The organism is Paenibacillus sp. JT22N7 (assembly GCF_059383875.1).
This window is the reverse complement of sequence record NZ_JBXENY010000007.1, coordinates 377027-396075: the sequence shown is the minus strand read 5'-3', so window position 1 is coordinate 396075 and position 19049 is coordinate 377027. Positions and strand designations below refer to the sequence as shown.

The window sequence follows — 19049 nt, the reverse complement described above, 5'->3', positions numbered from 1 at the left end:
AGAGGCGGGCATATGGGGTATCAGCAGCAGGCCGAGAACGATCAGAAAAAGGAAAATGGGCAGGCTGATGAGCTGTTGGAGGAGGAGCTGGAAGAGGTTGTTGGAGGCTTGGCAACCGTCTCGATTCCACGCTGCAAGCTTTGCCATGTTCGTATCGCTGTGTATGACATGACCGTATGCGCAGTATGCTTTCGCAAAACTCAAGTTTCGCATGGAGGGGAGGATGGCCAGCAATGATCGGCAAATACGATCGCTTGGCCTTCTGCTTGTTTTTGGTGTTGGCAATAGGCTTTATTACAGCATCATGTGCAAGCACGTCACAGCAGGCCTATCAATTGGAATCTGACAAACAAGCTCATGCAGCAAGTCCAGCCGCCTCCAGCCCATCTCCCGCAAGTTCTGCCGTTCCGGCTGCTAAAGCGGAGGTGGGGGAGAATGCTGGAAGTAAGGTGGAGCTTCCGGTTTATACAGAGGAGCAATTAAAGACTTACCCGGAGGACATCCGGGACATTTTGAGCAGAGGCAAGCTGAGGGTAGCCCTCTATCAGGAGGACCGCTATCCGTTTTTTTATGTAGATGATCAAGGAGTGCTCCGCGGAAGCGATGTTGAGCTTGCAAACGACATCGCTCTTAAGCTTGGCGTACAAGCAGTATTTTTACGTACAGCTGATTCATTCAATGAAGTTATTAATCAAGTATCCCTAGGGGAGGCGGATATCGGCGTTTCCAAGCTGAGCATTACCTTGGAGCGGGCGAAGCGGGTATTATTTTCCGATGCCTATTTGAATTTGAAACAAGCGCTGTTGATTAACCGTATGCAGCTTGCCGCAATTACTGAAAAAGGCGATGCTGCTGATCCACTTGCCCTCATCCAAGGCCGCGGGGAGCAGGTGGGCATTGTCGGAGGCACCTCTTATGCGGGCTTTGCCCAGGAGCTTTTTCCAAATCAAAGCCAGGCGAGCTATCCGAATTCGGCCGAGCTGTTTGATGGCGTAAGGCAAGGGGATGTGTTGGCAGCCGTTTATGATGCCTTTGAAATTTCCCGTTATTTGAAAAAATACCCTTCGTATTCGCTCCAGATGCAATTCGTGCAATTGGACGATCACGATGATGATATTGCCATTGCCGTCGATCCGCAGCGTTATCATCTCCACCAGTGGATTAACACCTATCTCCATATGGAGCAGAAGGAAATTCAAAAACGGCTTGAAAACTTTGCAATATAAGAGAAACGGCTGTCGCCGTCCTCTGACGGCAAAGCTATCGTTTCGCGTTGAGATATAAGCCCATTACAAGTATGAAACTTATAGATTCTTATATTTTAAAAAAAGGATATGGTATGATGCAGAGGCGAGCGTTACTGCTTCGGCCATCTTATTTTGTAATAAAAAGGGGTAATCAGCGGTGAAGCTTCCATGAAGAAACGTGTGCCTTTCCTCTATTTTTTCGTTCCGATAGCGCTGGCTGCATTTATATTCATCATACTGATGACTTTTAATTCTGCTTTGGATAAGGATAAACCAGAAGCGAGCAGGGGGAAGCTGTCGATTACAGCACAGGATCAGATTGCGGGTAATGGCAGCTCGCTCGACGGCGAGTGGGAATTTTACTGGAATCAGCTGTTGGAGCCTGATGATTTTACAGCGGGGAATGTCGGCGAGGCTGGCTACATAAAAGTGCCCAGCTCATGGAGCAAGCATGAAGTTGACGGACAAAAGCACACAAGCAAGGGCTATGCCACCTATCATCTTGTCATAAAATTGCCGAAGACGGACACCGAGCTGGGCCTGGTTGCTAAAGGGATAACCTCCGCCCACCGCATGTGGATCAATGGGAGGCTCGTTTCTGAAAGCGGAGTTGTTGGTCGAAGCGAGGCAGAGGCGACACCGTATATGATGCCGTCAGTACTTCGGTTGGAGGTAGGACAGACGCAGGCAGACATTGTCATTCAAGTGTCCAACTACACGCAGCGCAAAGCAGGCCTGTTTGCTTCTTTAACTTTGGGAGAATACGACAGCCTCCATTCGTATATGAAAAAGAAGCTTGTGTTCGAAAGCATGTTAATAGGCTGCATGCTCATTATGGGGCTCTACCACATCGTTTTGTTTATCCTCTTGCGTAAAAATTGGGAATCTTTGTTTTTTGGCCTCATTTGCATTTTGCTGGCTATGAAAAATAGCTCCCAATCCCAATACACGTTATCCGTCTTATTTCAAAGCTTAAACGATAATGTTTTAGTGAAAATCGAATATTTAGGCTTTCTCGGGAGCGCCCCGCTGTTTGTGCTGTTTTTCTATTACAGCTTTCCACGCCAAATGACAAAACGAATGCGCAATATACTGTGGATTCCAGGCATGCTGCTCACCTTGTTTATTGTGGTGACGCCGGTTCAAATATTTACGAAGCTGGCCGTTGTCATGCAGGTTTATGCGATTGGGATTGGTTTTGTGCTCATTCAGTATGTATTTAAGGCTGCCATTGGCAGGCTGTCAGGCGCAAATTTGATGCTGACGGGCACCGTCGTCTTTTTTATTACGGTCGTCAACGATATTTTGATGAGCAATGACACGATTAGAACGGGCATCTATTTTCCATACGGGCTGCTGTTTTTAATTATTTGCTTATCCATTATTGTGTCGATCAAATTTTCCAATGCCATTAAAACGAATGAGCGCTTATCTGCCCGCTTGCTAGATCTGGATAAGGTAAAGGATGAGTTTTTGGCCAACACCTCTCATGAGCTTCGTACACCGCTTAACGGCATTATTGGGCTGGCGCAGTCGCTGCTTTACAGCATGCATGATCGGATGGAGGACAGCCAGCGTGTGCATTTGAATATGATTGTATCGAGCGGGCAGCGCATGTCCTATTTGATTAATGATATTTTGGATTACGCTCTATTAAAAAATAATGATATGCGCCTTCATATTGCAAAAATCGATTTGCATCAGCTGGTGCAGGTTGTGCTGACCGTCGTCAAGCCGCTGGTGACGGGCAGAGATCTAGTGCTCCTTAATCAAATTGGCACGGATTTTCCGCCTATTTATGCCGATGAAAACCGGATGCAGCAAATTTTGTTTAATTTAATAGGCAATGCGATCAAGTATACGCCATCGGGATATGTAACGATAAGCGCACAGCATTACCGCGACTATGTGGAAATTCACGTCGAGGATACCGGCATCGGCATAGCAGAAGACAAGTTTGAAATCATTTTCAATCCGTTTGAGAAGCTTGAATCCATTGATGATACGGGAGCAGGTCTTGGACTTAAAATTACGAAGCAGCTTGTCGAACTGCATGGCGGGGAAATTACAGTATGGTCGAAGGTGGGGCAGGGCTCTCTATTCAGCTTCACGATTTTTCATCAGCCGGTAAATCGTTCGGCTGGAACGTTGATGACGCAGAAGGAGACGGGCAGGCAGGCGCTCATGGGTGATGCTGAATCGATGGCAGCATCCCTATACGCTCCAGCAGGGGATAGAAGCGATGCAGAGCTGTCTGTACAGCGTCCTTATCGCGTGCTTATTGTGGATGATGAACCAGTGAATTTGCAAGTGGTCATTCAACAGCTGGCACCGCTGCCATGCGTATTCGAGACCGCGACTAGCGGCGCTGAGGTGCTGGCTCGCATGGATGAGCTGCATGAGGTGGATTTGGTTATTGCCGATTTAATGATGGTTGGCATGTCCGGTTATGAGCTGTGCGGTCTGATTAGAGAAAAGTACAATTTAATTGAGCTGCCTATATTAATTATGACAGCAAGCAGCAGGGATCATACGATTAAGGCCTGCTTCAGCGCCGGAGCAAATGATTATATTTCGAAGCCGATTGGGCGCAATGAGCTCGTAAGCCGCGTTCGTACGCTGCTGCTGTTAAAAAGGTCCGTTCAGGAAGTGAGCCTGAATGCCCAGCAGCTTGCAGAGCTAAACGAGCAGCTTTCCGAACTGAACACGAATCTGGAGCATCGCATTCATGAGCGAACGGTGGAATTGGAGCGCAAAAACAAAGATTTAAGCCGGCTGGAGCTGTCACGCAGACGGCTGCTCAGCGATATTTCCCATGAGCTTCGTACGCCGATGACGGCGATTCAAGGCTATGTGGAGGCGATCGTATCTGGACTGGTGGAGCAGGAAGCGGATAAAAAAAGATATTTGCAGATGGTTTTGGTCAAAGCGCTCGGTCTAAACCGTTTAATCCATGATTTATTCGAGCTGTCGCGGCTGGAATCAGGCAAATCCGAAATGATCTTTCTCATGATGACGCTGCAGGAGCTGGTGGCGAAAATCGAGGATAAATTCATGCTCGATGTCGTGCGCGCCGGGCTGCAATATGATTTTCAGCTGTCATTCGATGCAGCAAAGCTGGCCGAATACCATGTCGTTGTGGATATGGACCGAATTACGCAGGTGCTGACCAACCTTGTGTTTAATGCGATTCAGCACACGGGGGCGGAAGGGCAAATTCGCATACATTGTGCGATCGAAGAATGGGCAGGCGATGACGATTCCGTCGGCCAGCTCACCATACGTGTTCAGGATAATGGGGCAGGCATGCAGAAGGAGTCGCTGCCGTTTGTATTTGACCGCTTCTTTCGGGAAAAGCATGATCGGCAGGCGGTTCAGGGGAGCGGAATTGGCCTTGCGATTGCCAAAGAAATCGTCCACTATCATGAGGGAGAAATTCATGTGGAGAGCACGCTGGGAGTAGGAAGCACCTTCTATTTCACGCTTCCGCTGTACGTTTTTGAATAGCGGGTGGAACAAGCTTTTTATTAAAATATAAGCATAAATAAGTATCAAACTTAACATAGGCTTATATTTCACCCACGAAACGTTAGCTTTGCCGCCAGAAGACGGCTTCAGCCGTTTACGCTTAATTCTGTGAAAATGTTAATCCTACAGACCTATTTAGCTGTGTTATAATTTTGCCCAGAGAAAGAATGCTGGGAGATTGCTCCAGCTAGGGCCGTGTTTTAACTGAGGAGCTGCGACGGTTTGCTGTCATCTCTTCAAATGAAATACGACCACAATATTCTGGGAGGTACGTATGATTAAAGAAAGCAGGCCGGTTAAACGGCTAATATTCGCTATGGTTTTGGGAATGCTTCTGCTATGCATCGGGCCCTTGGCAAGCGCTTCGGCCGCGGATGACGCGAAGATTAAACTCGACGGCAAGCAAGTAGTGCTGAATGATTCTACGTTTATTCTGGATGGAAGATTGTATGTGCCTTTGGCCCGCATCGCTGAATTGTTCAGTGCCAAGTCGAGCTGGGATAGCGACAATGAGGAAGTAACGATAAACACGGCATTGAATGATAAAATCGTACTCGGAAACGAAGTGCCTGTTGTCTATTTCAACGATGAGCGCTATGTGATGGATGCGGCTCCCGTTTTCAAGGAAGGTAGACTGTATGCGTCCCTGCGCCAATTAGCCGAAATGCTGCATGCCGATTTGCAAGTGAATGCACAGTCAGGCGATATTGAGCTTGCTACTGTGAAGCCAGCAGTAGTAACAGACAAATACGGTATAGACGAGATTAGCAAGGAAACGAGCAGCAGCAAGTCGGAGCTGCTTAAGCGCAACGGACTGGATAGCAAGACCAAGCTTAAAGCAGGTACGAAGCTGAAGGTGGTCATTCCTTCGATTTTCGATCACGCAGCTGACCCGTTCACAGAAGCAGATTTGACGCTGCTTGCCAAGATTACAATGGTTGAATCAGGCTATGAGTCGTATCAAGGGCAGCTTGCCTTGGCGAATGTTATTTTGAATAGAGTGAAGGACTCCCGTTTTCCGAATACGATTCGTGAAGTGATTTATTCCGGCAGACAGTTCCCGCCAGCCCACAATGGCCTCCTTGATAAAAGCAAGCCCAATGAAGGCTCCCTGCGCGCAGCTAAGGAAGCGCTCAACGGCAAAAACAATGTGCAAAACGCCATCTACTTCTTTAACCCTAATATATCCCAAGGCGCGTTCTGGGATAGCCTAGAAGTCATTACGACAATCGGCAATCATAGCTTCGCAAAATAGGAACGACACATATAGAGAAGTCCGTTATGGCGTAGTGAGCCGTAACGGACTTTTTTGAAATATAGGAAAGGATATGATGTTCCCATCCTTTCTCTATATTTCTCGGACTGAAACGCGCCGCGCCGCCAAAGGAAGGCGCCAGCCGTTTCACCTTGCTGTATGGACCTAGGAAGCCGGCTTGGGATTCATACGTTTATAGTCAGCTTCTTGCTCGGCAGTTGCTTTAGGAATAGCCATGCCTTTTTCCCAAATAATGAGACGGTCGTTTTCGTCCTTGCCTTCGTAGTAAATAATTGTTTTCTCTTGCGTAGGATCGGGGCTGTCCAGTGAAGACCAATATTCGGGCAATATTTCAGGCTTTTTATCCTGTTTAGAAAAGAAACGCCTACGCTCATTAATTTTGTGTACTTCTCTATTGGTATCGGTTAGTCCGCCTACGTTGCTTAGATAGCCATTCACATTGGCTGTCATTCGGTAATGAATGGAGCCATCCTTCATTTGATAGACTTCGCTGATGGCAATATCCTTGCTGGCTATAGCAAAATTCCTCATGCCAAAAAAATAGAGGGCTGTCAGCAAAATAATAACGGCAATACAGACGCTGATGCCAGCTATGACCCATTGTCTTCGTTTGATTTTTTTTAGAAAATTGATCTGTTTCTGTGGGGCCGCCTGAAAGCCCTCGGTCTCCGTCATCATGCTGTCGAGCACCTGCCTGCAATCGCTGCACGAAGCGAGATGCTGTTGGATGGCTTCATTCGTATCTTCGCTTGTCAGCCCTTCGATATAGTTGGGCAGCAAATCCTGCACAATATGGCAATTTAATTGTTGTCCCATTATACGCTCCCTTTCATCATTTTTTGCTTGCCCCGGTAAAAGGTTACTCTGGCCCAAGCTTCGCTTTTTTCCAAAATTTCTCCGATCTCGGCAAAGCTTAATTCGCCGGAAAGCCGCAAGTACATCACTTCTTTCGTTGTTGCATCCAATTGATGCAGCATGCGAAACAAGGAGAGCTTATCTTCCTTATGTAAAATATCTGCTTCGACCTGCTGCCCCATAGAAACAGGAATATCACATGCATCCAAGGAAACGGATGGCATCTTTTTGTTTTTATTAAGCTCCCTATACCACGCGCGCTTAGCGATTTGGCATAACCAGACCGACATTTTGCAATCGCCGCGAAAGTTGTGGATCCCCTTCATCGCTTGATAAAAGGTCTCCTGCGTCAGCTCCTCCGACAAATCGGCATTTTGCGTCAAGCTGTACAAATATTTATAAACCGTTTGCGCGTACGTGCTATAGAGCTGCTCCATGCTTTCCATTTCTACACCTCCTACCCTATAAGTGCATGAACATTGGATTTCGTTACAGATGCCCTGCAATATTTTTTAAACCGATTGAAAGCATGGCTATGATAATTTAGTTTACTTCATCAAAGTGAAAAAGGCTGGATTTTTATGGGGAATGGATTTAAAATAGAGTCATAAAATGAAACTATGTTTCACTATATGAAACAGGAGGCGGAATATATGGCTTATCATTTCTATGGTATTGATCATGTTCAGCTGGCAGCTCCGGAAGGCTGCGAAACAGAGGCAAGGAGCTTTTTTAACGGCATATTGGGGTGGACGGAAATTCCAAAGCCGGAAATGCTGAAAAAACGTGGCGGGGTCTGGTTTGAATGCGGCACCCATCAAGTACACATTGGGGTACAGCGGGATTTTGTTCCGGCAACGAAAGCCCATCCTGCCTTTCACGTACAGAGCCTAGATGAATTGCGCGAGCATTTGCTTCAGCATCATATCCAGGTAATCGACGACGAGGCTAGGGCAGATGAAGGGGTCAAACGCTTCTATTTAAACGATCCATTTGGCAACCGCCTTGAGTTTCTAGAGTGGCTCTCCTAATCATTTAATAAGCCGAAGGCAGACGTCTATACGCAAAAGCCCCTATCCGGGGATGAACCCGGACAGGGGCATAGCTCGCAATAAGCATTCTGTTTATGGAAGAGATAACTTTACGATTTAATAGAGGCGATATGCAGCTGCTTATTACGTTCTTTGAAGCGCACATTATGGGAGGACACGTAGGCGTATTGATCCGCTTCCGGCTCCATGTACAGTTTGGCGCTGTTCAGGGCAAGCACAGCATCGGTAAACGTTCCGGCAATCAGCCTGACCTTGCTGTCATAATGGACGCAGTCGCCAGCTGCGAAAATGCCCGGCACATTCGTCGCCAGACGGTTGCTGACGTTGATTGCCCATTCGCCCAGCTCAATGCCCCATTCTGCAATCGGGCCGTAGTCGCTCGTATAGCCATGGTTGACGACTACCGCATCAACATCAAGCACCTCGGATTCGCCCGTCTCGGCATGGGTAATCGTAACGCTGTGAATCGTCTCCCCTTGCCCATTCAGCTGGCTGACGAAATAAGGCGTACGTACATCAGCAGTTGCCATCATATCCGCGACATGCTTCTCCATCGCTTTGAATTGGTCACGGCGGTGAATTACGATAACCTCTGCCCCAATACCCGTAAGCTCATTCGCCCAATCGACGGCGGAATTGCCGCCGCCTGAAATCAGCACTCTTTTTCCACGGAAGGAGATCAGCTCTTGAATGGTGTAATGCAGATTCGTCACCTCGTAGCGGTCAGCACCCTGAATATCAAGCTTCTGAATTTGCGTAATGCCGCGGCCTACGGTCACAATGACCGTACGCGATAGATGCTGCTCGCCAGTTGTCGAGGTAAGAAGGAAGTTGCCATCCTCTTGCTTGACGACGCCGACGATTTTTTGGTTGAAGACGAGTGTAGGGTCAAACGTGCGCGCCTGCTGCTCCAGCCAAGCAATCAGCTTGTCACAGCGCATCGGTGGAATGCCGCCGACGTCCCAAATCATTTTCTCCGGGTACGTGTGCAGAAAGCCGCCAAGCTCATTTTGAGCTTCAATCAGCTTGGTTTTCAAATCGCGCATTCCGCTATAGAAAGCAGTGTACATGCCCGCAGGGCCTCCACCAATAATCGTTACATCAAATAATTCCAAGGATTCAGACATTTGAGCTAGCCTCCAATTATAATGAAAATCATTATCAACTCACTATTTTCTATAGTAAAGGAGAATAAGGGGGGCGTCAACAATTGGCATATGGCAAAAAAGAAAATTTTTCCGATTAACGCTCCGGTCAGTATCCGGTCAGAATCCGTTCAGAGCTATTTGCTATGATGCATGTAGGATGCTGATATCAATAAAGCGGAGGGGAATTTATGGCACTGCAATATTCCTTAATGTTTGAGGAGCGGTCGTTGACACAGTCGATGGTGACAAAGGTTTTTAAGCAACTGGGTTTTGTGACCGAGCAACTGGTTCCGCTTGCGGGTGGTTTTCGGGTGGATGAGTTTAATGAAAGAATCGGGTTTTCGATGACGGTTATCGATACGCTCGATATGTCATTTGGATGGGATTCCGACTATTTGGAAGATGAATTTATGTACCAGCAGCATGTGAGCTTTAAGCTGTACAATTCGTACGATACAGAGCCGGAGGCTTGCGAGCTGATGCTCCAAATGGTGTTCAGCCTGCTTGATATGGCGGGCTCGGATGCCCTCCTGACATTCAGTGATTCAGAAATTTTTTATCGGAAAAATAACGCCTTCTACGTCAATAATGATTTTGGCTTCTGGGAGCATGACAGTGTGAAAGCTTTAATCGGCACGATGGAGTATCAGCCGTTTAGATCGTTTGTCCATATATAAGCTGTTCATATAAGTTTGAATTATTATAATAGAAGAAAGACGATTGCCCCTTCTAAAAAAGGAGAGGCAATCGTCTTTTTCTTCATTAAAGACTCAGCACCTACAACGTCTTCGCAATATCGACCAGCGATTGCGACATGTCATTAATTTCATCCATGGAGGCGTTGACTTGCTCGGTCAGGGCAGCCTGCGTCTGCGTTAAGCTAGCCATGTTGTGAATGTGCTGGAGAATTTCCTCGATATAATCCTTCATCGTGTTCAAGCTGTTTTCGATATTGACCGTTGCATCGGCGCTGTGGACGGCAAGCTTGCGCACTTCATTGGCGACGACGGAGAAGCCTTGGCCGAGCTCTCCGGCACGCGCTGCCTCAATCGCAGCATTGAGGCCCAATAGATTCGTCTGATTTGCGATTTCTTTAATAAAATTAGAAATGTTTTTCGTTTCATCAGCACTATTTTTGGCATGATTGGCGGCTTCGGTCGATTGCTCTTGGGCAACGGCGAGCTCCTGCGCCTGGGTCGTTACATTGTTAATGCCTTTGACCATATCCATAATCGATTGCGAAAGCTGCTCGGTTTTCTCATTCAACAGCTTGACGACATCATCTTTATTTTTCTCATATGTAATATCCCGAATCGTGCCGGCAACGCGAAGCGGAACGCCTTTAGAGTCCCGGATCGTTTCGCCGCCTGCATGGAACCAGCGATATTCGCCATTTTTCAGCTTTAAGCGGTAGTCCAGATCATACGGCGTTTTACCGCTGTAATCGTTCATATGATCCGCAAATCCTTTCACCGTCCGTTCGGCATCGTCAGGATGCAGCCTGCTGCTCCAGCTGCTGAATACGTTAGGGAAATCACTTTCGTCTTGAAAGCCGAGCGTTTTGCGGAATTGGGGCGACCACCAAAATTCATTATTTGGATTAACCACGTCGCCAGCTACAACCGTCATATCCCATGGGGCTTCGACTAGGGCACGGTTAATCAGATCGTAGCGCGTAACGAGAGCCGCTGTTTCCTGATCCTTCATTTTCTTGTCATGGATATCGAATAAAGCGCCAGCTACGCGGAGCGGAACACCCTTCGAGTCTCTTACCGTCGTGCCCGTTGCACGGAACCAGCGATATTGACCATTTTTCAGCAGCAAACGGTATTCCAAATCGTAAGGGACTGTCCCCGTTCGATCGTTCAAGTGGTCGGCAAAGGCAGCAAGTACCCAATCATGATCATCTTTGTGCAGCTTGGACGACCAGCTGTCCAGTATATTCGGAAAATCAGCTTCATTCTGATAGCCTAGCATTTTGCGCAGCGCATCGCTCCAAATGAACGTGTTTTTCGGATTGACCGGATCTCCGGCAATGACCTGCATATCCCATAGTCCAACTTGGATAGCCTCCGTTACAAGCTGTAAACGAAGCTCCGCATCTGCGGCCTGCTGGGTCACCATCTGAAGGGCGGCATTAAAATGCTGTACAATGGCTTTCGTTGCGTCTGAATGGACAGCAGGCAGGGCAAATGGAGAAAAATCATGCTGTGAAAATAGCTCGGAGCGTTTTTTGGCTTCTTCTAGCAAGGCTGTCATGGCCTTGGATTGAGCATCCTTGAGAAACATAAGGTTGTCCCCCTTTTCATTTGCGAAACTTTTTTATAAAGTCCCAGGTTAACTCCACGATAACACTTAAAATGCTATATTTCTACAGCGTTCGACAAACTTTCATAGGTTTAAATTGCGTCTTTTTTCCTAAACGGCAAAAACGAATGATAACCGTCCGCTAGACGGCACTTTGAAGGAAGAATGACCGCTGCTAAACTCATAGATTATGATTCAAAGAAAAGCCTTTCAATGGTAATATAGGAGTAATTAGTAGATTAATTTGGGAGGATTTCGGCCTATGAGGTTTGGGCAATCGATTAAAACGAAGCTGATCATCGGCTTTATGGGCGTTATGCTCCCTATTGTCGTATACATGCTCATCAACAATATGTATGCGAAAACAATTGTGCGGGAGAAGGTTTCGGAGACTTATCGCAATACGCTCGATATTTTTGGCGGGCAGATGGATCATAACTTGGAAGAGATCAATGAATATTTGTACCAGATGTCGGTGCTGGATTCCGATGTTGGCCTCCTCACCTCGTTTCCGATGGACAGCGACTGGTATATGCTCACCAAGGTGCAGATCGATTCTAAGCTGAACCGGGACGTTGGCGTGTACAGCCTACTGGACAGCATTTTCGTCTATCACGATCATGACATCATATTTGGCACAGACAATGCGGTGTATGAGGATGCGCGGCAAATCATTAAGCAAAATATGGTGCAGTTGACGAAGGGAGGACAAGCGCTACTCAATGATCCCGAAACGTGGGAGGTCAAATACGACGAACGTATTCCCGGGCATTATTTTCTCATTAACTTTATTGAGGTCAGAGATGGGCTTTACGTCGGCGGCATCATTCGGGTGATGGATTTGGAGCGGCTGCTGGCGATTCAATGGAGCGATGGCGACATCGGGAACAACGGCATTTATTTGCGTGAAGGCGATCAGTCCGCCCAGGCACTGACGGAGCAAGCGCCGCGGCTTCTGAATGGGCAGCTGACTCCTGGGGCGGAGTCGCTCAATTCGGTCGTCGATCCCGATACGAAGCAATCGTATTTGGTGCTGAACCGCAACAGCAGCTTGGCGAATATCTCCTATAGGGTGCTGGTTCCAGAGCAGACGCTGCTGAAAAGCCTCATTTTTTTCCAAAATGCAGCTTTGCTTGCGCCGTTTGGCTTTCTGCTGCTGCTGGGCATTTATTTGCTGTTTATGCGAAATATGCTGTTTAAGCCGCTGCGCGAGCTCATGCTCGGAATGAAAAAAATCGCCATCGGCCAGCTCGATGTCCGCCTTGCGGCGAAGCAGTCGGGGCAATCGCTGGAGTTCGCTTTTCTCGGCAACACCTTCAACAAAATGGCGGAGCAAATTACGACGCTCAAAATCGACGTTTACGAGGAGCAGCTGCGCGTCAAGCAGGGGGAGCTGCGGCAGCTTCAAGCGCAAATCAACCCGCATTTTTATATGAACAGCCTGAACATTGTTTATAATTTAGCGGCGCTTGGCGATACGGAATCGGTGAAAAAAATGTCCCTGCATCTTGCCGATTATTTCCGCTTTATTATGCGGTCAAACCGCGACATGATTTTGCTCAGCGAGGAGCTGGATCATATTGACAACTACATTACGATTCAAAAAATGCGCTTTCCGGACAAGCTGCAATTTACATATGACGTGCCGGAATTTGTGAGAAACTACAAGGTCGCGGCGCTGACGGTGCAGCCTTTTGTGGAAAATGCCATTATTCATGGGTTCAAAAACCGCCGCAAGCCATTCATCATACATATTGGGGTGGAGGCGCAAAAGGATGGCGGATTTTATTTGACGATTACCGATAACGGAACGGGCTTCTCGGAGCCGGTGCTGGACAAGCTGCAGCGCAAAATTCCGCTTATCGAAGGCGAGACGAGCAGGCTCGGCATTATGAATGTCATCCATCGGCTGCAATTAATTTATAGCGAACGGGCAGCCATTACGTTCAAAAATGTAGAAGAAGGCGGCGCTGCCGTTACCATTCGATTCCCGGTAGGGGAAGAGGAGCTAATTTCGAATGTATAATTTGCTAGTAGTAGATGATGAGGATATTGCCGTTCGCGGCATAGTGCAGGGCATTAATTGGTCGGATGTGCCGATAGGTCAGCTGTTTACCGCCTGCGATGCGGAGGAAGCCAAAGAAGTGCTGCTGCAGGAGAAGGTGCACATCGTGCTGTCGGATATTGATATGCCTGATTTGAACGGCATTCAGCTATTGGAGTGGGTCAATGAGCATTCCCCATCCTCCGTCACCGTGTTTTTGACAGGCCATGCCGATTTCAAATACGCGCAGCAGGCGGTGCAACTGGATTGCTTCGATTATTTGCTGAAGCCGGTCGATCATGAGGTGCTGAAAACCTGCATTCATAACGCGATTGAGAAGGTTGTGGAGCTGGAGGAGCTTGAAGAAATCCGCAGCACCTACAGCCATTATTATGAGCAGTGGAACAAGCAGCGGCCAGCACTTATTGAGCGTTTTTGGCAGGATATGCTGCATTACCGGGTTTCGGCTGCCCCTGTGCATCTGGATTCTTCGATGGAAACGTACGGCATACCGCTGCGTGCGGATAGTGAAATACGTGCGGTGCTGATCAGCATCGAGCATTGGCGAGAGGAATGGTCGGCGCGCGATGAGGAAATTATGACCTACGGGGTGAAAAATGCCGCGGCCGAGCTCGTGCTGGGCGGCAAGCCCGGGCATATTGTGCACGACGGAAACGGCATTTTGTACGCTCTCTTCTATAGTAATGAGGAGGACGAGCAGGCGATTGCTGCTCGCTGCAAAAATTTCATCCAGCAGGCACGGGGCTTGCTGCATTGCCAGCTGTCTTGCTATATCGGCGCCGCGACGGTGGCCCAGCAGCTTCGCGGCAGCGTGCAGCGGCTGCTTGATCTGGAGCGCAGCAATGTAAATGCGGCCTGCGCCGTTATACACGAAAGCAGCCATAGCATTCAGACTTCGAGCGTATCGACAGCTTCACAGCCGCTGCCCTTCACCGATTGGGCGATGCTGCTTGCACCGGGCAAGCGAGCGGAACTGCTGCTGCGCATTGACGAGCATTTTGATCATTTGCAGCACAACAACGGCGATTATACGCAGCTGGCTTCGTTTTATTTCGGCTTTATGAATATGGTATTCCAGTGGCTAAGCAAGCAGGGGGTCGCTATAACCGACGTATTCGCAAAGCGCGAATGGGAGGCGGGCGAGCAAGTAATGAAGTCGCTGCCGCGCATGCGCAGCTGGACGCATCAAGTATGCATGCAGCTAACGGACTATGCCGGAACGGCGGGCAAGGACGTATCGCAGGTCGTAGCCAAGGTGCAGCGTTATATGGAGGAGCACCTGGATGAGCAGTTCAGCCGCGAGCATGCGGCGGAAGCCGTCTATTTGAATCCGGCGTATTTGTCCCGGCTGTTTCGACGGGAAACGGGGCATTCGCTGACAGATTATCTCGTCAGAATGCGCATCGCCCGCGCCCGGGAAGAGCTGGAGAAGACGAATACGAAAATCAGCGATATTGCGGTCATGATCGGCTATTCGAACTTTTCCCATTTTTCCAAGCTGTTTAAGAAAGAGACGGGTCTCACCCCGCAGGAATACCGCAAAAAGGTTCAGCATATTTAGAAGCGTGGTGAAAAAGCGAAGCGGAATGAAAAGGTTGAGCTGGAGAAGCGGCAGCGTTCGCTTTTATCCTTGAATTTCAACAAGTTGCGGCTCATTCATAGAAATTCAAGGGTAATGGCGATCGTAAGCCAATCTTTTCATGCAGTGGAGCCTCTTTTTCACCACGCTTCTAAAATAAGTCATTATAGCGTTAATACAGTCACGGAGCCGATAGATGAGAGGCTCCGTTTTTCATTACAATTTAAACATAGAGAGGGATGGAGAAAGGATGAAAATATGACGCTCGCTACCAACATGAGAAGATATTGGATCTTCTATGTCATGATGGCTCCCGGAGTATTGTTTTTGATTTTCAACAACTATATTCCGATGCTAGGAACCGTCATCGCATTCAAAAACGTCAATTACACTGATGGGATCATTAATAGTCCTTGGGTCTGGTTCGACAATTTCAAGTATTTGTTTAAAACATCAGACGCCTGGATTATTACGAGAAACACGCTGCTTTACAACATTTCGTTCATTATTCTGAATATGATTGTGCCGGTCGCATTTGCGATTATGCTCAATGAGATGAAAAACAAGCTGATGGCTAAGTTTCATCAAGCCGTCATTTTCCTAGCTTATTTTTTATCGATGGTCGTAGTCAGCTATTTGGTGTACGGATTCCTGCATGATACGCATGGCTTCGTCAATACCTCCATTATGAAATGGCTGGGACTAGAGCCGCTGCAATGGTATTTCGAGACGAAAATATGGCCGTTCCTGCTGCCAATTATTAATACGTGGAAAAATGTCGGCTATTACACCGTGCTTTATTTGGCGGCTATTATTGGCATTGACGACGAATATTACGAAGCGGCAACGATAGACGGCGCCAGCAAATGGCAGCAAATCAAAAGTGTGACGATTCCGCTGCTTATGCCAACTATTATCGTACTAACGCTGCTGCAAATTGGACGGGTATTTTATGCGGATTTCGGTTTGTTCTTCCAAGTGCCGCGCGAGTCGGGTCCTTTGTTCCCAGTAACGAACGTTATCGACACGTACGTTTACCGCACCTTTATTGCAATGGGCGATATTGGCTTATCGTCAGCAGCGGGGCTGTATCAATCATTGGTCGGCTTCATACTCGTATTCCTGTCGAACTGGTTCGTTCGCCGAGTCGACAAGGACAGCGCATTGTTTTAGAGTATGGATAAAAATGGGAGGAAACAAACCTTATGCAAACTGAAATGAGCAAATCGGGCTCGAACCCGTTCAACGCGATTTCACCTACAGCGAACACGATCATCAACATTGGTTTTATGCTGTATACGATCGCTTGTCTGCTGCCGATTCTTCTGATCGTCATGGTATCGCTATCGAATGAGCAGGATGTGCTGACGAAAGGCTACAGCTTCATTCCAAGTCAAATCGATTTTACCGCTTATAAGTTTCTCTTTACCGATTGGCAGCAAATTTTGCGCTCTTACGGCGTTACGATTTTCGTAACGATTGCCGGTACCATTCTCAGCCTCATTATTATGGCGCTGTATGCGTATCCGATTTCGCGGACGGACTTTCCGCACCGCAAGTTTTTCACCTTCTTTATTTTCTTCACGATGCTGTTCAACGGCGGGCTGGTGCCTTGGTATCTTGTCTACGTGAACATGCTGAATCTGAGGGACAACATTTGGGCCCTTGTGCTGCCGCTGCTCGTTTCTGCGTTTTTCGTGCTCGTCATTCGCACGTTTTTCCAGTCGACGATTCCAGTAGCCATTCTCGAAGCAGCCAAAATCGACGGAGCGAGCGAGATGCTGATTTTCTTCCGTATCGTCACGCCGCTTTCACTGCCCGTGCTGGCAACCGTTGCGCTTTTCAGCACCGTCAACTACTGGAACGATTGGTTCCTCAGCCTCGTCTTTATTACCGATGACAAGACGCTGAGCATCCAATATCTCATGTACAAAATGCTGCTCAACATTCAGTTTCTGGCGAGCAACAGCAACGCGGCATCGGCCATTGCCGCAGCGGGAGGCCAAGTCTCCTTCCCGAATGAAACGGTGCGTATGGCTATGGCGATTATGGGTATTGGACCGATCGTATTCGCTTATCCGTTCTTCCAGAAGTATTTTGTAAAGGGTTTGACCGTCGGCGCTGTAAAAGGCTGACGGCAGGCTCTGCCTGCTAAGGGCTGTTACCGGATCAATGCCGGTGCAAGCATAGATTTATCATTTTGGGGAGGTCAATGGGGATATGATTAGAACAAATAAGGGAGTGCTTGGCGTTACCACCACGATGCTCACTTTTGCTTTATTGCTGAATGCTTGTTCCGGCGGCAGTGGTGCGACGAATGGAAATGCTTCACCAAGCAATGCAGGGGAAGCAGCGGCAAGCCCAGCTGCATCCGAGGCGGCAACACCAGCTGACAATGGAGCTGCGGGCCTGGAGCCGTATACGATTAAACTCGTGTACACAGGAGCACCACAGGCAGATGAAGCGAAAGTGGAAGCGAAGCTGAATGAATATTTGAAGGATAAAATCAATGCTTCCATTGATTTAATGCCCATCGATTGGGGTCCGTGGGATGATAAAATCAATCTCATGATCGCTTCGCGCCAAAAGGTTGATATTATTTTCACCGCGCAATGGAATAAGCATGCCGTTAACGTTGCAAAAGGCGCATTCCTCGATTTGGGCGATCTGCTCAAGGAAAATGGCCAAGATATTTTGAAAACGCTTGATCCTGTATTTTTGGAAGGCGCGAAAATCAACGGCAAAAACTATGGCGTTCCAACGAATAAAGAGCTTGCGGCGCAAGGCGGCATCATTTACCGCAAAGACATTGCCGATGAGCTTGGCATCGATATGACGGCAGTAAAAACGATTGCTGATCTTGACAACGTATACAAAGTTGTAAAAGAGAAGCATCCGGAATTGACTCCGCTTTATTTGAAAGACGGCGAGACGTTCAACTCGCATTATTTCGGCAATTATGACGCGCTGGGCGATACGTCGATCCCGGGCATTATTTTGAAAGATGAAGATGGCACGACGGTTAAAGCGAACTATGATGTAGCGCGTTATGTCGATACGCTTAAGCTGACTCGCGACTATTTCAAAAAAGGCTACATTAACAGCGACGCAGCAACGAACCAAACGATGAACTACGATGCTATGAAAGCAGGCAATGTATTCTCGATGACTTCGTCGCTGAAGCCAGGCAAAGATAAAGAGCTTGAGAACCAGACAGGAATGACTGGCAAGCTTGCTCAGCTGGAGCTGAACACGAAGACGATTGCGACTTCGGAAACAGCTGGCTCGATGCTAGGTATTTCTTCCACTTCGGAGGATCCTGCTCGCGCTATGATGTTCATCAATCTGCTTCACTCGGACAAATATGTCAACAATCTGCTTAACTTCGGTATCGAGAATGACCATTATACGAAGGTTAGCGATGAAGTGATTAAGTCCAGTGATAATACGAAAAACTACAACCCAGGCGCAGCTTGGATGTTCGGCAGCCAGTTCCTGAACTATGTATGGGAAACTGAGGACCCGAACAAGTGGGAAAAATTCAGAGAGTTTAACCAAAATGCCAAAGTTTCTCCTGGCCTTGGCTTCGTCTTTGACGGCGAGTCTCTGAAAGCGGAGATCGGCGCAGTTGTCAACGTCGACAAACAGTATTTGACGGCACTCGAAACAGGTTCGGTCGATGTGGATAAAGTACTGCCGGAATATACAGCGAAGCTGAAATCCGCAGGCATCGAGAAAATCATTGCTGAGAAGCAAAGCCAGTTTGACAAGTTTTTAGCTAGCAAATAAAGGTGAAACGGCCGAAAGCCGTCCTCTGGCGGCGCGGCGCGTTTCAATCTGAGAAATATAGAGAAAGGATAGCGTTACGATATCCTTTCCTATATTTAAAAAAATACCGGTAGACAACGTAATTCAAGCGAGCGGGCAGCCTCCTCAGGTAGAGGGGGCTGCCCGCTTGTTTTCACATAAAAAACCGCACTAAGACTGCGGTA

15 protein-coding genes are annotated in these 19049 nt (G+C 47.8%); 11 read left to right on the top strand and 4 right to left on the bottom strand.

Annotation, left to right across the window (positions count from 1 at the left end; translation table 11 throughout):
* Window positions 1-12 precede the first annotated feature (12 nt).
* From AC50Y5_RS20665 to AC50Y5_RS20650, 4 genes are all read left to right on the top strand, one after another.
* The gene (locus tag AC50Y5_RS20665; protein WP_494863423.1) at window positions 13-237 is read left to right on the top strand and encodes a hypothetical protein; all 225 of its coding nucleotides are present in this window, start codon (window positions 13-15) and stop codon (window positions 235-237) included.
* Window positions 234-1226: an ABC transporter substrate-binding protein gene (locus AC50Y5_RS20660; RefSeq protein ID WP_494863421.1), complete on the top strand. Its 993-nt coding sequence runs from the start codon at window positions 234-236 to the stop codon at window positions 1224-1226. The genes AC50Y5_RS20665 and AC50Y5_RS20660 overlap by 4 nt, the downstream gene beginning before the upstream one ends.
* A 189-nt stretch (window positions 1227-1415) precedes the next feature.
* Window positions 1416-4754, top strand: a complete 3339-nt coding sequence (locus AC50Y5_RS20655) for an ATP-binding protein (RefSeq protein WP_494863420.1) — start codon at window positions 1416-1418, stop codon at window positions 4752-4754.
* Window positions 4755-5049: 295 nt separating this feature from the next.
* Complete coding sequence (locus AC50Y5_RS20650) at window positions 5050-6030, top strand: cell wall hydrolase (protein ID WP_494863417.1); 981 nt, start codon at window positions 5050-5052, stop codon at window positions 6028-6030.
* Window positions 6031-6195: 165 nt separating this feature from the next.
* Here AC50Y5_RS20650 and AC50Y5_RS20645 read toward each other — a convergent pair whose 3' ends face one another.
* Window positions 6196-6867 carry a zf-HC2 domain-containing protein gene (locus AC50Y5_RS20645; protein ID WP_494863412.1) on the bottom strand — a complete coding sequence of 224 codons (672 nt, stop codon included), beginning with the start codon at window positions 6865-6867 and terminating at the stop codon, window positions 6196-6198.
* Window positions 6867-7352 carry an RNA polymerase sigma factor gene (locus AC50Y5_RS20640; RefSeq protein WP_494863410.1) on the bottom strand — a complete coding sequence of 162 codons (486 nt, stop codon included), beginning with the start codon at window positions 7350-7352 and terminating at the stop codon, window positions 6867-6869. Before AC50Y5_RS20640 ends, AC50Y5_RS20645 begins: the two co-directional genes overlap by 1 nt.
* 207 nt (window positions 7353-7559) lie before the next feature.
* On the opposite strand from AC50Y5_RS20640, the gene AC50Y5_RS20635 reads away from it, so the two are divergent.
* A complete protein-coding gene (locus AC50Y5_RS20635) occupies window positions 7560-7937 on the top strand; it encodes a VOC family protein (RefSeq protein ID WP_494863408.1) in 378 nt (125 codons plus the stop codon).
* Window positions 7938-8047: 110 nt separating this feature from the next.
* On the opposite strand, the gene AC50Y5_RS20630 is transcribed toward AC50Y5_RS20635, so the two are convergent.
* A complete protein-coding gene (locus AC50Y5_RS20630) occupies window positions 8048-9085 on the bottom strand; it encodes an NAD(P)/FAD-dependent oxidoreductase (protein ID WP_056040966.1) in 1038 nt (345 codons plus the stop codon).
* Between the two features lie 209 nt (window positions 9086-9294).
* Between AC50Y5_RS20630 and AC50Y5_RS20625 the strand changes: the two genes are divergently transcribed.
* Window positions 9295-9783 carry a SitI3 family protein gene (locus AC50Y5_RS20625; RefSeq protein WP_099518979.1) on the top strand — a complete coding sequence of 163 codons (489 nt, stop codon included), beginning with the start codon at window positions 9295-9297 and terminating at the stop codon, window positions 9781-9783.
* A gap of 100 nt (window positions 9784-9883) precedes the next feature.
* On the opposite strand, the gene AC50Y5_RS20620 is transcribed toward AC50Y5_RS20625, so the two are convergent.
* The gene (locus AC50Y5_RS20620; RefSeq protein WP_494863406.1) at window positions 9884-11395 is read right to left on the bottom strand and encodes a methyl-accepting chemotaxis protein; all 1512 of its coding nucleotides are present in this window, start codon (window positions 11393-11395) and stop codon (window positions 9884-9886) included.
* Between the two features lie 280 nt (window positions 11396-11675).
* Between AC50Y5_RS20620 and AC50Y5_RS20615 the strand changes: the two genes are divergently transcribed.
* The 5 genes from AC50Y5_RS20615 to AC50Y5_RS20595 all read left to right on the top strand — a co-directional run bounded on the left by AC50Y5_RS20615 (window position 11676) and on the right by AC50Y5_RS20595 (window position 18846).
* Entirely contained in the window at window positions 11676-13439 is a 1764-nt protein-coding gene (locus AC50Y5_RS20615) for a sensor histidine kinase (RefSeq protein ID WP_494863402.1), read from the top strand.
* Window positions 13432-15039: a helix-turn-helix domain-containing protein gene (locus tag AC50Y5_RS20610; protein WP_056040977.1), complete on the top strand. Its 1608-nt coding sequence runs from the start codon at window positions 13432-13434 to the stop codon at window positions 15037-15039. The genes AC50Y5_RS20615 and AC50Y5_RS20610 overlap by 8 nt, the downstream gene beginning before the upstream one ends.
* A 276-nt stretch (window positions 15040-15315) precedes the next feature.
* The gene (locus AC50Y5_RS20605; RefSeq protein WP_056040979.1) at window positions 15316-16230 is read left to right on the top strand and encodes an ABC transporter permease; all 915 of its coding nucleotides are present in this window, start codon (window positions 15316-15318) and stop codon (window positions 16228-16230) included.
* 32 nt (window positions 16231-16262) lie between these two features.
* Window positions 16263-17192 carry a carbohydrate ABC transporter permease gene (locus AC50Y5_RS20600; protein ID WP_056040981.1) on the top strand — a complete coding sequence of 310 codons (930 nt, stop codon included), beginning with the start codon at window positions 16263-16265 and terminating at the stop codon, window positions 17190-17192.
* Between the two features lie 85 nt (window positions 17193-17277).
* The gene (locus tag AC50Y5_RS20595) at window positions 17278-18846 is read left to right on the top strand and encodes an ABC transporter substrate-binding protein (protein ID WP_056040983.1); all 1569 of its coding nucleotides are present in this window, start codon (window positions 17278-17280) and stop codon (window positions 18844-18846) included.
* Window positions 18847-19049: the final 203 nt, after the last annotated feature.